At 70.9% G+C, this 12,740-nt stretch carries 11 protein-coding genes; 5 read left to right on the top strand and 6 right to left on the bottom strand.

All coding sequences use genetic code 11. The annotated features are described in order from the left end of the window. Positions 1–74: 74 nt before the first annotated feature. The 4 genes from ACIBTU_RS07790 to ACIBTU_RS07775 form a co-directional block, all read right to left on the bottom strand. Positions 75–1,640, bottom strand: coding sequence for an ABC transporter substrate-binding protein (locus ACIBTU_RS07790; protein WP_399125055.1), 1,566 nt, complete (start codon positions 1,638–1,640; stop codon positions 75–77). A 130-nt stretch (positions 1,641–1,770) separates the two neighbouring features. Then, positions 1,771–3,183 (bottom strand): amidase, encoded by a 1,413-nt coding sequence (locus ACIBTU_RS07785; RefSeq protein WP_399125054.1) that lies wholly within the window; start codon positions 3,181–3,183, stop codon positions 1,771–1,773. Further along, the gene (locus ACIBTU_RS07780) at positions 3,183–4,988 is read right to left on the bottom strand and encodes an acyl-CoA dehydrogenase (protein WP_399125053.1); all 1,806 of its coding nucleotides are present in this window, start codon (positions 4,986–4,988) and stop codon (positions 3,183–3,185) included. The genes ACIBTU_RS07785 and ACIBTU_RS07780 overlap by 1 nt, the downstream gene beginning before the upstream one ends. Continuing rightward, positions 4,985–5,917 carry a hypothetical protein gene (locus tag ACIBTU_RS07775; protein WP_399125052.1) on the bottom strand — a complete coding sequence of 311 codons (933 nt, stop codon included), beginning with the start codon at positions 5,915–5,917 and terminating at the stop codon, positions 4,985–4,987. The genes ACIBTU_RS07780 and ACIBTU_RS07775 overlap by 4 nt, the downstream gene beginning before the upstream one ends. Positions 5,918–6,037: 120 nt before the next feature. Here ACIBTU_RS07775 and ACIBTU_RS07770 point away from each other — a divergent pair, with 120 nt between their 5' ends. From ACIBTU_RS07770 to ACIBTU_RS07760, 3 genes are read left to right on the top strand one after another with little or no spacing between them, the layout of a single operon-like run. Next, a complete protein-coding gene (locus ACIBTU_RS07770) occupies positions 6,038–6,625 on the top strand; it encodes a TetR/AcrR family transcriptional regulator (RefSeq protein ID WP_399125051.1) in 588 nt (195 codons plus the stop codon). A gap of 49 nt (positions 6,626–6,674) precedes the next feature. Continuing rightward, positions 6,675–7,847, top strand: coding sequence for a GDSL-type esterase/lipase family protein (locus ACIBTU_RS07765; protein ID WP_399125050.1), 1,173 nt, complete (start codon positions 6,675–6,677; stop codon positions 7,845–7,847). A gap of 52 nt (positions 7,848–7,899) precedes the next feature. Next, complete coding sequence (locus tag ACIBTU_RS07760) at positions 7,900–8,745, top strand: hypothetical protein (protein WP_399125375.1); 846 nt, start codon at positions 7,900–7,902, stop codon at positions 8,743–8,745. On the opposite strand, the gene ACIBTU_RS07755 is transcribed toward ACIBTU_RS07760, so the two are convergent. Both ACIBTU_RS07755 and ACIBTU_RS07750 read right to left on the bottom strand, forming a co-directional pair. Next, positions 8,746–9,579 (bottom strand): MurR/RpiR family transcriptional regulator, encoded by an 834-nt coding sequence (locus tag ACIBTU_RS07755; protein WP_399125049.1) that lies wholly within the window; start codon positions 9,577–9,579, stop codon positions 8,746–8,748. Between the two features lie 30 nt (positions 9,580–9,609). Beyond that, positions 9,610–9,918, bottom strand: coding sequence for an antibiotic biosynthesis monooxygenase family protein (locus tag ACIBTU_RS07750; protein WP_399125048.1), 309 nt, complete (start codon positions 9,916–9,918; stop codon positions 9,610–9,612). Positions 9,919–10,035: 117 nt separating this feature from the next. On the opposite strand from ACIBTU_RS07750, the gene ACIBTU_RS07745 reads away from it, so the two are divergent. Together ACIBTU_RS07745 and ACIBTU_RS07740 are read left to right on the top strand one after the other, a co-directional pair. Further along, positions 10,036–11,454, top strand: coding sequence for an MFS transporter (locus tag ACIBTU_RS07745; protein WP_399125047.1), 1,419 nt, complete (start codon positions 10,036–10,038; stop codon positions 11,452–11,454). Continuing rightward, the gene (locus ACIBTU_RS07740; RefSeq protein ID WP_399125046.1) at positions 11,451–12,695 is read left to right on the top strand and encodes an amidohydrolase family protein; all 1,245 of its coding nucleotides are present in this window, start codon (positions 11,451–11,453) and stop codon (positions 12,693–12,695) included. The genes ACIBTU_RS07745 and ACIBTU_RS07740 overlap by 4 nt, the downstream gene beginning before the upstream one ends. Positions 12,696–12,740 lie beyond the last annotated feature (45 nt).

The raw sequence follows: 12,740 nt of genomic DNA, 5'->3' as shown, positions 1-12,740 counted from the left end.
GACTCTCCTCACTTGGGGCGGAGAACCGGCCGGGGCGGCTGGGCCCCGGCCGGTCCGGGTGTCACGGGCCGGGGCTACGGGGCGACGCGGACGGTCTCGGGGGCGAGCAGGCCGTCGGGGGCGGCGATGGAGACGCGGGCCGCGGTGGTGTAGTTCAGGTTCACCGTCGCCATCGGGACCACGTCGAAGCGGGTGAGGAGCGCCTTCTGCGCCTTGTCCCAGGCGGCGCACTTCGCGGCCTCGTCGGTGGTGGCCATCGCCGCGCCGAAGCCCTGCTCGAAGTCCGTGTTGCGGGTGCCGGGGAAGTTGCGGCCTCCGTCGGCCGGGCCGGGTCCTGCGAAGAGGCTGGCCGGGGTGGTCAGCAGGTTGGTGAGGTTGAGGTTGGGCAGGACGGTGAGGTCCCAGTCGCCCTTGTTGCTGATGACGTCGTTGCCCCAGGTGGCACTGTCGGCGTTGCGCAGGGACACGTCGGCGCCCGCGGCCTTCAGCGCGGCCTGGACGTACTCGTTGCCGGAGCCGGACGCGACGGCGTTCGTGCCGACCAGCTTGATCTTCATGCCCTTGAGCACGTCCTTGGCGGCGGCCGGGTCCGTCTTGGCGAGCAGGGACTCGTTCTTGTTGGCGCACGGCACGCTCGCGTCGGTGATGCTGCTCATCAGAGTTCCGCTGCCGCGGGTGACGGCCCGGTTGAAGGCCTTGCGGTCCAGGCTCCGGGCGACGGCCTCGCGGACCTTCGCGTCGGCGCCGGGGTGGCCCTTGCGTTCGTTGAACACGACCATCATCCGGACGATGGGTGCCGGGTTGATCGTGAACTTGTCGTTCTTGACGAACCTGGCGACGTCCGGGCCGGTGAAGGCCGCGTAGTCGAGGGTGCCCGCGGCGAGGTTGTTCGCCATTGTGGCCTCGGACTGGATGACGGGCATCTCCACGACGTCGGGCACCGTGCCCTTGGGCATGTTCTTGTACGTCGCCCAGCCCGTGTATCCCTCGACCGCGTTCAGTGTGTACCGCGCGCCGGGCTCGGCGGACTGGATGTAGTACGCGCCGGTGCCCGCGCCCTTCTTGCCGGACTTGAGCAGCTCCGGCTTGTCGAGGGCGGCGGGGCAGACGATGCCGGCCTGAGGCAGGGCAAGGCCGTAGAGCAGGTCGGACCAGGGCTTGTCGAGCTTCACGGACACGGTGCCGGTCGCGTCGTCGCCGGTGGCAGTGACCTTGGCGCCGGGGCCGAAGACCTGGCTCGCGGCGGTCGACTTGGTGGCCGGGTCGGCGAACCGGGTCAGCACCTTCGCCACGCCGGAAGCGGTGACCTTCGTTCCGTCGGTGCACTTGGCGTCCGAGCGGATCGTGAACTCGGCCGTTTTCGCGTCGGCTTTCCACCGGGACGCGAGGCCGGGGATGATCTTCCCCTTGTCGTCGCGGCGGACGAGCTGGTCGTCGAGCATGCGGGCGAAGACGAAGTCGGCGGCGACGGTGCCCAGTTGGGGGTCCAGGCTGGTCGGGTCGGAGGACGTGGCGATGGAGACCTTGACCTTCTTCCCGCCGTCCTTGCCGCCGGTGTCGTCGGCCGACGTGGTGCAGCCCGTCACGGCGAGGCCGAGGGCCAGGGCGCAGACGCCGAATCTGAGTGGAACACGTGCCATGGGGTGCCTCCTGGATTGTGCGCCTGCGCGAATGCGCGACCACGGGGTGTGCGGGTACGTGCTGTCGGTGCTTCGGGTACGTCGGTGCTTTCGGCACCTCGAGTGCTTTCGGGATCGATCGAGGCGTCGTTCAGAGCGGGGGCCGGCGTCCGGCCCAGGGCCGTTCCTCCTCCAACTGGGCACACAGGGAGAGGAGTTGCGCATCCTCTCCGAGCCGGCCGGTCAGCATGACCCCGATCGGCAGTCCCTGCGCGGAACAGTGCAGCGGCAGACTCGCCGAGGGCTGGCCGGTGACGTTCTGCGCGGCGGCGTAGGGGGATGCCAGGAACTGGCGCTTCAGGTCGGTCGCCGGGCCGTGTTCCTTGAACCACTGGGGGCGTTGCGGGGGCAGCGCCAGGGTCGGGCTCAGGACCGCGTCGAACCGGTGGGCGGCGGTCATCGCCTGAACAGCGCGCAGTTGGATGTCCTGCAGCGCCCCGAGGAACCGCTCGGAGCTGACGGACCGGCCGCGCTCACGCCAGTACCGGGTGAGCGGAAGCAGCAGGTCCTCGTCGGTCACCGGTACGCGCAGGGAGCGTACGGACCACACGTCCCGGAACTCCTCGACCATCGAGGACCCGAACGGCGGCTCGATGTCCTCGACCTCGTGCCCGAGGGAGACCAGGAGCGCGGTGGCCTGCTCGTACGCGGTGACGACGTCCGGATGGACGTCGACCTCGTCGCTGCCGGGGTGGATGAACCGGCCGATGCGCAGGCGTCCGGGTTCCCGTGCGGACCGGTCGAGGAAGCTGTCGCCGTCGGGCAGCGGCTGCGCCCAGAACAGGTCGCCGGGCTGGGGACCGGCCATCGCGTCGAGGAGGGCCGCCGCGTCGGCGACCGTACGCGCCAGCGGGCCCTGGCAGAGCTGGATGACCGGGTCCGGCGCGAGGGGGCCGTTGCTGATCCGGCCCCGGGACGGCTTGAAGCCGAAGACCCCGCACACGCTCGCCGGGATGCGCACGGACCCGCCCGCGTCGTTGCCGTGGGCGAAGGGCACGAGGTCGGCGGCGACGGCCGCGCCCGATCCGCCGCTGGAGCCACCCGCGGTGCGAGTGAGGTCCCAGGGCGTGCGCGAGGATCCCGCGTAGGTGTCGGTGTAGGGGGACAGGCCGAACTCGGCGGCGTTCAGCTTGCCGAGGCTGATGGTGCCCGCCTCGCGCAGCAGCCGGACGACGTGCGCCTCGACGGGCGGCGTGAAGCCTTTGAAGGCGGCCGAGCCGAAGGTGGTCGGCATGTCGCGGGTGGCGGTGAGGTCCTTGACCGCGGTGGGAACGCCGAACAGGGGTGGCAGTTCCGTCGCGCCGCTCCGCCCGGTCCGCCCGGTCAGCCGCTTCTCCGCGGCGCGGGCCGCGGCGCGGGCCTGGTCGGCGGCCACGTGGGAGAACGCGCCGACCTGTTGGTCGAGGCGCTCGATCCGGTCGAGATAGTGCTCGACCAGCTCGACGGGGGTCAGTTCACCGGCCCGGATCGCTTCGGCCTGCCGCAAGGCGCTCAGTCGGTGCATCAGAAGGCCCCGTCCGGTATCTCCATGAGGTGGTGGTCGGTCTGCCGCAGGACGGCGAGCCGGCCCGCCAGTTCGGGCAGGACCGTCGAGGCGAAGAACCGGGCGGCGGCGAGCTTGCCGGTGTAGAAGTCCGGCTCGGCCGTGCCCGCGTCCAGTGCGGTGAGGGCCACCGAGGCCTGGCGGAGGAGCAGATGGCCGATCATGAGGTCGCCGAAGGTCATCAGCAGCCGGGTGGTGTTCTGGCCGGTCCTGTAGACCTCTTCGGGGCGCTCGCCCGTGTCCCGCTGCCAGCCGAGCATCACGTCGACCATGGCCCGTACATCCGCGAGGGCGGCGGCCACCGCGGCTCGCTCGGTCTTGAGCCGGCCCTCGGCCGCGATGCCGTCGAGGAAGCCCTGGATCTCACGGGTCAGCACCGACAGTGCCGCGCCGCCGTCGCGGGAGATCTTCCGGAAGAAGAAGTCCAGGCCCTGGATGCCGGTCGTGCCCTCGTACAGCGAGTCGATCTTCACGTCCCGCAGGTACTGCTCCAGCGGATGGTCCTGGAGGTAGCCGGAGCCGCCGAACGTCTGGAGGGCCAGGGCGAGTTGTTCGTAGGAACGCTCGGAGCCGACGCCCTTGACGACCGGCAGCAGCAGGTCGTTCAGGACGGCCGCCGTGGTGCGGTCCACGTCGTCCCGGTCGAGCCAGTCGGCGGTGTAGAGATAGAGCGCGCGCAGGCCCTCCGCGTACGCCTTCTGCAGCATCAGCATGCGCCGTACGTCGGGGTGCCGGTCGATGGTGACCCTGGGCGCGGCCTTGTCGGCGGTGCGGGTGAGGTCGGCGCCCTGGACGCGGGTGCGGGCGTACTCGCGTGCGTGGAGGTAGCCGCTGGACAGGGTCGCGATGGCCTTGACGCCGACCTGCATGCGCGCGGACTCGATGACGTGGAACATCTGGGCGATGCCGTCGTGCACGTCGCCGAGCAGCCGGCCGACCGCGGGTGTGTCCGCGCCGAAGGTCAGCTCGCAGGTGGTGGAGGCCTTCAGGCCCATCTTGTGCTCGACGTGCGTCGCGAAGACCCCGTTGCGCTCCCCTGTCTCGCCGGTGGCGGGGTCGAAGTGGAACTTGGGGACCAGGAAGAGGGAGAGGCCTTTGGTGCCGGGCTGCGCGCCTTCGGGTCTGGCCAGCACGAAGTGGACGATGTTCTCGGCCAGGTCGTGCTCTCCCGAGGTGATGAACCGCTTGACGCCCTCGATGTGCCAGCTCCCGTCGGACTGTCGTACGGCCCGGGTGCGGCCGGCTCCGACGTCGGAGCCGGCGTCGGGCTCGGTGAGGACCATCGACGCGGCCCACCGGCGGGCGATCATGAGGTTGCCGATCCGGGCCTGTTCGGGGGTGCCGAGCCGGTGCAGGAGACCGGCGAACCCGGGGCCGCTGCCGTACATGTAGACCGGTGCGTGGGCGCCCTGGATCATCTCGATGACCGCCCACCACAGGGCGCGGGGTGCGGGCGTGCCGCCGGCAGCGACGGGCAGGTCGAGCCGCCACCATTCGGCGTCCATGTAGGCCTGGTAGCTGCGGCGGAACGCTTCGGGCAGGGTGACGGAGCAGGTTGTCGGGTCGTACGTGGGCGGGTTGCGGTCGCTGTCGGTGAACGACGCGGCCACCGGCCCGGTGGCGAGCTGTTCGACCTGGGTGAGGATGGCGCGGGCGGTGTCGGCGTCGATGTCCTCGAAGCGGTCCGTGCCGAGCCGGCGGTCGAGGCCGAGCACCTCGAAGAGGTTGAAGCGCAGATCGCGCAGATTGCTGCGGTAGTGGCTCAACGGGATCCTCCCGGGGAGTTCGAGGCCTGCGGATACTCCGGGTCGTGCGGATAGTCCGGGTAGGACTCTTTGAACACGCCTTGGTGGAGCAGGACTTCGGCGACGGCGGACCCGGTCGTCTCGCAGGTGACAGTGGTCCGCACCCAGGCCGTCTCCGTCCGTCGGGTCTCCCCCAGCGCGACGACCTCGCGCTCCAGCACGTACGGCGCGTCCACGAACACGGGACCGGCGAGAAGCTTGATCTGGAGGTCGAGGAAGAGCCCGACCGTGGGCTCGGCCTTGACGAGGCCGGACTCGGCCCAGGTGGACATCGCGAGCACGCTGATCATCTCCAGCGGCACGATCGGCCGGCCCCAGGGGTTGTCCGGGCCGGTGTACCAGGGGCTGGGCTCGGTGATCGTCTCCAGCTTGCGGTTCAGGGTGAACGGATAGAGGTCGCCCAGGTGGGTGTCGGGGCCCATCCGGACGTGTTCGGGCCGAGCGCCGGTGCGGCCGGGCTTCCACCCCTCGAAGATCACGGGCCGGTGCAGGGGGCGGAGCCGGGCCAGCCGCTCGTCCAGGGCGGTCGGTTCGTCGCCGAGGGTCGCGGTGCCGGACAGGACACGTGTGCCGTCCTCCTTCGAGGTGTGGATCAGCGCCCGGTTCCCGGTGAAGGCGGCGGTCGCCCGGGTCCGCTCGCCGTCGAGGCAGATGGCCTCGAAGTGTGCGCTCAGACAGCCGGAGGAGAACCACTGCTCGCCCCACATCCGGGCCGCCAGGGGGTCGTACTGGCTGAAGTGGGTGGGCCCCTCGACCGCCGCTCCCGCGACACCCAACCGCTGTGCGGTGGCAGGGTCGTGGATCCCCGCGTGATCCCCGTAGGTCTGGTCGAGCAGCAGGTTGCGCGGGGCCCGGAACGGCCCCCTGATCTCGAGCGGCGTCGTGAACATGGCCGAATTTCTAGCACGCATCCGTTTCAATACCAACCGGTCGGCATTGACAAATTTCCATGGCCGGGATGTGCTGTCCCTCGTACGAACCGCCCCTGAGACACCAGCCGGAGGACAGCGATGGGCAGGCCGAAGGTTTCCGACCCCGAGGTGCGCAGGCGCATCCTCGACGTGGCGCTGGACCTGTTCGCCGCGAAGGGCTTCGACGCCACCGGAGTCCAGGAGATCGTGTCCAAGGCGGGCGTGACCAAGGGCGCGCTGTATCACTACTTCGCGTCGAAGGACGAGATCCTCTTCGAGATCTACGGCAGGGTCTTCGGCCGCGAACTGGAGTCCCTGGAGCGGATCCTGGCCCAGGGGCACGACCCGGACCGGACGCTGCGGGAGGTCGTCGTGGACCTGGTGGTCCTCACGGCGGCCGGCGCCAAGGAGTCGGCCGTCTTCGCCAAGGGCGGGCGTTCGGACTCCCCGCACTGGCAGGCACTGGAGGAGCAGTGGCGGCACTACCAGGAGCGTTTTCGCGCCATCGTGCGGGAGGGTCAGCAGGCCGGGTCGTTCGCCACGCAGGCGTCCCCGGAAGTGGTGTCCTGGTCGGTCTTCGGCTTCACCAACTCGATGCACACGTGGTACCGGCCCGGCGGGAGCAAGTCTCCGGCCGACATCGGCGCCGAGCTCGCGGAGCTGATCCTGTCGGGGCTGAAGCGTTGAGCGGACCGCGGAGCGGGGACGGCGCCGGACGGAAGAGGCGGGGTGTGTGATGCGTTCGGCCCTGAAGCAGGCACTGGAGTGTGTGGCCGGCGCCGTCGAGACGGCGACCGACAGCGCCGGGGTGACCTTCCACCGGGTCCCGGCCGCGGCACGCGCTCAACTGGCCGATCCCACCCTGGACTTCATGAGCACGGTGCCTTCGGGTGTGCGCATCGAAGCGCTCACCGACGCGGCGGTCCTGGAGCTCGACGTGGACCTGACCCACCTCGTCGTGCAGGGCACGGACTCACCCGGCACCGCCGTGGACGTCGTCGTCGACGGAACCCTGCGGGAGGCCGTGCGCACCGCGCAGGAGACGGTCCTGATCATCGACCTGCGCACCCGCGCCACGCGGACGCAACCGGCGGGCCCCGTCACCCTGCGCCTCGATCTGGGCGAGGCCGGAACCGATCGCCGGGTCGAGGTGTGGCTGCCCGTCTCCTCGGCGCTGCGGCTCCTCGACGTACGTGTCCCCACGGGCGCCGCCCTGCGGCCCGCACCGGCCGCGGGCCCGCTGTGGGTGCATCACGGCAGTTCCCTCAGCCAGTGTTCCGAGGCCGACCGGCCCACCGGAGCCTGGCCCGCGATCGTGGCCCGCGCCGCCGGTCTGGCGCTGACGAACCTGGGCGTCGGCGGGCACTGCCACCTCGACCAGTTCATGGCGCGCACCATCCGAGATCTGCCCGCGGCAGCGATCAGCCTGGAGCTCGGCATCAACGTCGTCAACCTCGACAGCATGCGCGAACGCGCGTTCCTCTCCGCTTTCCACGGTTTCATCGACACCGTGCGCGACGGGCATCCCGACACCCCGATCCTGGTGGTCACCCCGTTCATCTGCCCGGCCGTCGAGGACCGGCCCGGCCCCACGCCGTTCGGCCCCGACCACCTCTTCCACGCGGCCGAACGCCCCGCGCACCTCGCCACCGGCTCCCTCACCCTGCGCCGCATCCGCCATCTCCTGGAGCGGGGCGTCGATCTCCGGCGCCGGGCCGGCGACACCTCGCTGCATCTCCTGCACGGCACGGCTCTGTTCGGCCCGGCCGACACCGCCGACCTCCCCGACGGCCTGCACCCGAACCCGGCGGGCTATCGCCGCGTGGCCGAACGGTTCCTCCCTCTGGCGTTCGGTGAGAACGGGGTGCTGCGGCAGACACCGCTCGGCGCACGCCGCCGGACGCGCTGAGCCCTGCACGGGGTGGATCCGCTGCCACGGCGTCCCGTACGGTCGGCCCGTGATGATCAGAACCGGCGCCCCGCGCAGGCTCGGCGTGCCCTCCTCCGAGGCGCGGTTGCGCTTCGACACGGAACTGCAGGAGCTCGGCGGCGGGCCGCGGCGCCGCTTGCTCATGGTCGACGACGAGCCGGCCTTCGAGCTCAGCTTCTACTGTGGAACGTGCCCGCTGCTCTTCCGTCGGCTGGAGGCCGCGCGGGAGAAGTTGTCCCTGGAGAGCGTGCAGGAGCGGCTCACCGGCGCATTGGCCGATCCCGACGACGGCGGTGTGATCGACGCGTTCGGCGCGTTGCTGCCGGAGGGCGAGTACCTTCCGCTGCTCCTGAGCGTGGAACCCCGGCTGGTCATCCCGGGGAAGGAAGGCGACTACTTCAGCGGCGAGCAGGTCACCACGTGGGGGATCGACCAGTTCTGGGGCCTGCCCGAGTACCCGCACACCCCGTACTACCGGACCTTCGAGACGGCGGTCGACGCGGACGCCCACCTCTACGAGTTCATCGTGCCCATGGTGCCCCCGACCTGGAACGAGCGGGGCCGCGTCGAGGAGTACGTCGCGTCCATGGAACAGGGAACGGTCCCCACGGCGGTGGCGATCTCCACGCTGGACGTGTGCCAGCCCTCCCTCGGGCTGGGCGAGGACCCCTCCGTGCACTGGGGCCTGACCCACTTCCTCCTCGACGGCCACCACAAACTGGAGGCCGCCGCCACAGCCGGCCGGCCGGTGCGTCTCCTGTCGCTCCTGACTCTGGGCGAATCCCTGGCCGCAGCGGAGGACTGCGCCCGGCTGCCCGAACTGCGAGCCCGGCCCCGGTCGGTCCGATCGACAGGACAGCCCACCAAGCAGGTGTGACTACGGCTGGTCGTCCATGAGGTCGAGGTCGTTCCAGGCCTGCTGGACCTGGCCGGAGGCGCGGCCGGTTCCGGTGTCGGTGAGTTCGCCGAGGATCGCCTGGGTGACGGCGACCATGGCGGTGAGGGAGACGGTGCCCTGGACGCCTTCGATGGGCGTGACGATCAGATGGTCGGCGTCCTCGGCGAGGGGCGACGAGCGCAGGTCCGTGAGGACGCTGACGGTGGCGCCACGTTCGCGGCCCATTCTGGTGAGGCCGCGCAGGGCGCGGGTGAGGCGCCATACGTTGAGGACGAGCAGGCAGTCGCCCTTCTCGAGCCGGGTGACCTGGACGGCCTGGGTGGTGGCGGAGCCGAGGGCGAGTTGGATGTCGTAGCCCATGATGGTGCCGAGGTGGCCGAGGATGTGGGCGGGTCCGGCCCCGCTGCCGGAGCTGACGATCACGGTGCGGCGCGCGGACCTGATGGCCTGGGCGGTGGCGCGGATCGCCTGGAGGTTGTCCTCGGTGGCGAGCGCGCTGATGTTGGCGGCGTCCTGGTGCAGCACCTGGGCGGCGGCTTCCGCGGGCCGCGCCTGGCCGGGACTTCCTGAGGCGACGGAGCCGAGGTAGAAGGCGCGCAGTTCCTGTCGGAGGTCGGTCCATCCTTCGAAGCCGAGCTGCTGTGCCGTGCGGACGACGGTGGAGACGTTGACACCGGCGCGCTCGGCGACCTCGCGGGCCGAGGAGTAGGTGGCGAACTGCGGCGCCCGGACGAGGACGTGGACGACTCGCTCGGCCTGCGCGCCGAGTCTGCCGCGGCCTTCCCGTGCGGCAAGCCATGCCTCGATCGACACGTCGTCCTCCTCGTCGGTCCTGCTTGTCGGTCAGGTCACCGGGACGTGCCCGTGGCCGACCTGGAACTCCCGGGTGTGCGCGCTGTCCGAGGAGCCGAGGAAGGGCGCCAGACCCCGGCCGAACTCCAGGCGCTCGGGGGAATTCTGCCAGGCCGTGTACGCGGCGGGGCCGGCCCACAGGGCGGTGACGACGACGGTCCCGGGATCGTCGTCGGGGACGAGGACCTGGGCGGAGAGGGCTCCGGACGCTTCGAGGACGCCTGCCTCTCGGTAGTAGGCGATCAGGTCGTCGGCGCGACCGGGGGCGGGTCGCAGCGTGAGCATCGTGAACTTCTGCATGCAACAAGCGTTGCAGGAAATTCTCTGTGCATCAAGTGTTGTTTCAGCTCGATGGTGCATCTAGCGTTGCGAGCCATCCCCTCCCCCTTCCTCCCCCTCGTCCCCAGTGGAGGCACTGTGACGACCCCGAAAACCGGCCGCCCGACCGATGCCGGCCAAGCCCTGCTGACCAGACTCGACCGCCTGGAGCCCGGGCGCCCGCACCGCCGGCTGATGTTCCAGGGCGGCCTGGGCTACACCTTCGACTCCTTCGACGGCGCCCTCATGGGGTACGCCCTCTCCGCCGTCATCGTCGTGTGGGGCATCGCCGCGAGCACCGCCGGCTGGCTGCTGTCCTCGATCTTCTTCGGCTACCTCGTCGGCGCCCTCGGCGCGGGCCTGCTCGCCGACCGGTTCGGCCGGCGGCGCCTGATGATGTGCGCCCTGCTGGTGTTCTGCGTGTTCAGCCTGTTGATGGCCACGTCCTCCGGAACGGCCGAACTGTTCCTGTGGCGGGCCCTGTCCGGCGTCGGTATCGGCGCGGAGACGACACTGATCGCCCCGTACATCTCCGAGTTCCTGCCCGCCCGCCACCGCGGACGCTTCGTCGCCCGCACCGTCGGCTTCCTCGCCCTCGGATACGTCCTCGCCGGCATCGCCGCGCCGCTCGTCATCGCCCCGCACCCCGAGACGGGCTGGCGCGTCGCCGCCGTGCTCGCCGCCACCCCGGTCCTCCTGCTGCTGTGGTGGCGCAAGAGCCTGCCGGAGTCCCCGCGCTACCTGATCGCCCGCGGCCGGCTCGCCGAGGCCACGCGGGTGGTCGAGAAGATCGAGCGGGAATCCGCTGCCGCCGAACGCCGGGCGGCACCGGTCGACGAGGACTCCCCCGCACCGGACGCGGCCGCTCGCCCCGCCGCGCCCCACGAGCACGGCGTCCTCGGCCAGTTGGCCGCCCTCTGGCAAGGAAAGACGGCCCGCACCACCCTTGTCCTGTGGGTGCTGTGGTTCATCCTCACCGGCGTCAACTACGGCTTCACCAGCTGGATGCCCGCCATGCTGGTCGCCGCCAAGGGCTTCACCATCACCAAGTCCTTCCTCTTCGCTCTCGTCACCGCCCTGGCCCAGATCCCCGGCTACTACGTGGCGAGCGCCCTCATCGAACGCGTCGAACGCAAGTGGCTCATCGCCGCCTACGCCACGGGCGCCACCCTGGCCGCACTCGGCGTGGCCCTCTCGGACGGCCAGACGGCACTCCTGGTCAGCTCCTGCTTCCTGGCCGCCTTCACCAACGGCTCGGCCGCCGTCTACTACGCCTACACCGCCGAGCTCTACCCCACCGCCATCCGCACCACCGGCATGGGCGCCGCCTCCGCCGTCGGCAGGATCGGCGCGATCGTCGCCCCCATCACGATCGGCTACGTGTACGAGAGCGTCGGCTTCACGAACGTCTTCCTGGCCCTGGTCGGCGCTCTCGCCGTCGCCGTGGCCGTGATCATCCTGTGCGGCGAGAAGACCGCCGGACGCAGCCTGGAACAGCTGGAAGGTCTCACCGCATGACCACCCCCACCCCTCCCTCCGCCCCCCGCCTGCTGATCACCGGTGCACGCCTTCTCCACCCCGAGCAGGGTCAACTCACCGACGCCTCCTGGATCGAGGTGGCCGACGGCCGCATCGCCGCCACCGGCACCGGTCGCGCTCCGGCCGCCGCCGACGGAGTACGCGTGCTCGACGCGGCCGGCGCCACCGTGCTGCCCGGCCTCATCGACGCACACGTCCACCTCCTGATCACCAGCCTCGACCCCGTCGACCGCGCTTCCCACACCGCCGGATACGCCACGGTCCGCGCGCTCAAGGAAGCGGAGCGCATGCTGCGCCGAGGCTTCACCACGGTGCGGGACGTGGGCGGCGCCGACCACGGCATGGCCCGGGCCCTCGCCGAAGGCCTGATGCCCGGCCCCCGGCTCGTCCACGGCGGCAAGGCGCTGTCCCAGACCGGCGGGCACGGCGACCTGCGTCCGCTCACCGACGACAGCACACCGTGCTGCGGGCACGAGCCGGGCTTCTCCCGGATCGCCGACGGCGTGGACGCCGTGCGCGCCGCCGCCCGCGACGAGTTCCGCAAAGGCGCCCGGCACCTCAAGATGCTGCTCTCCGGCGGCGTCGCCTCCCCGCACGACGCCGTCTCCGCAGTCCAGTACAGCGACGAAGAGGTACGCGCGGCGGTCACCGAGGCCGACAACCACAACAGCTACGTCACCGTGCACGCCTACCACCCCCGCGGCGTCAACCGCGCCCTGCGCGCCGGAGTCCGCTGCGTCGAACACGGCAACCTCCTGGACGACGACACGATCCGACTCCTCTTGGAGAACGACGCCTTCCTCGTCCCCACACTCGTCACCTACGAGAAACTGGCCGAGGCCGGCCGACGCCACGGCCTCGGCGAAGCCTCATACCGGAAGATCGAGGACGTCAGGGAAGCCGGGCTCGGAGCACTCGAGAAGGCGCACAAGGCAGGTGTGAACCTCGTCTACGGCTCCGACCTCCTCGGCCCCATGCACGAGCACCAGCTCGCCGAGTTCACCTTGCGCGCCCAAGTACAGCCGCCTGCCGACCTCATCCGCTCGGCCACCACGACCGCCGCCCGCCTGCTGCGCATGGAAGGCCAGATCGGAACCCTCGCCCCCGGCGCCCACGCCGACCTGCTCGTCGTCGACGGCAACCCGCTGGAGGACATCTCCGTCCTGACCAGGCCGCGGACGCATCTCAAGCACGTCATCAAGTCAGGCACACCGATCTGACCTCGACCGGGCATCGAACCCCCGCGAGCGACGAGCGCGCCGGCT

The organism is Streptomyces sp. NPDC050145, assembly GCF_044460245.1.
GTDB lineage: Bacteria > Actinomycetota > Actinomycetes > Streptomycetales > Streptomycetaceae > Streptomyces.
This window is presented reverse-complemented; position numbering and strand designations above follow the sequence as displayed.

Excerpts from the sequence above, each read along its gene's own strand:
- ACIBTU_RS07790 (WP_399125055.1), bottom strand. The coding sequence starts at position 1,640 with ATGGCACGTGTTCCACTCAGATTCGGCGTCTGCGCCCTGGCCCTCGGC.
- ACIBTU_RS07785 (WP_399125054.1), bottom strand. The coding sequence starts at position 3,183 with ATGCACCGACTGAGCGCCTTGCGGCAGGCCGAAGCGATCCGGGCCGGT.
- ACIBTU_RS07775 (WP_399125052.1), bottom strand. The coding sequence starts at position 5,917 with ATGTTCACGACGCCGCTCGAGATCAGGGGGCCGTTCCGGGCCCCGCGC.
- ACIBTU_RS07770 (WP_399125051.1), top strand. The coding sequence starts at position 6,038 with ATGGGCAGGCCGAAGGTTTCCGACCCCGAGGTGCGCAGGCGCATCCTC.
- ACIBTU_RS07765 (WP_399125050.1), top strand. The coding sequence starts at position 6,675 with ATGCGTTCGGCCCTGAAGCAGGCACTGGAGTGTGTGGCCGGCGCCGTC.
- ACIBTU_RS07760 (WP_399125375.1), top strand. The coding sequence starts at position 7,900 with ATGATCAGAACCGGCGCCCCGCGCAGGCTCGGCGTGCCCTCCTCCGAG.
- ACIBTU_RS07750 (WP_399125048.1), bottom strand. The coding sequence starts at position 9,918 with ATGCAGAAGTTCACGATGCTCACGCTGCGACCCGCCCCCGGTCGCGCC.
- ACIBTU_RS07740 (WP_399125046.1), top strand. The coding sequence starts at position 11,451 with ATGACCACCCCCACCCCTCCCTCCGCCCCCCGCCTGCTGATCACCGGT.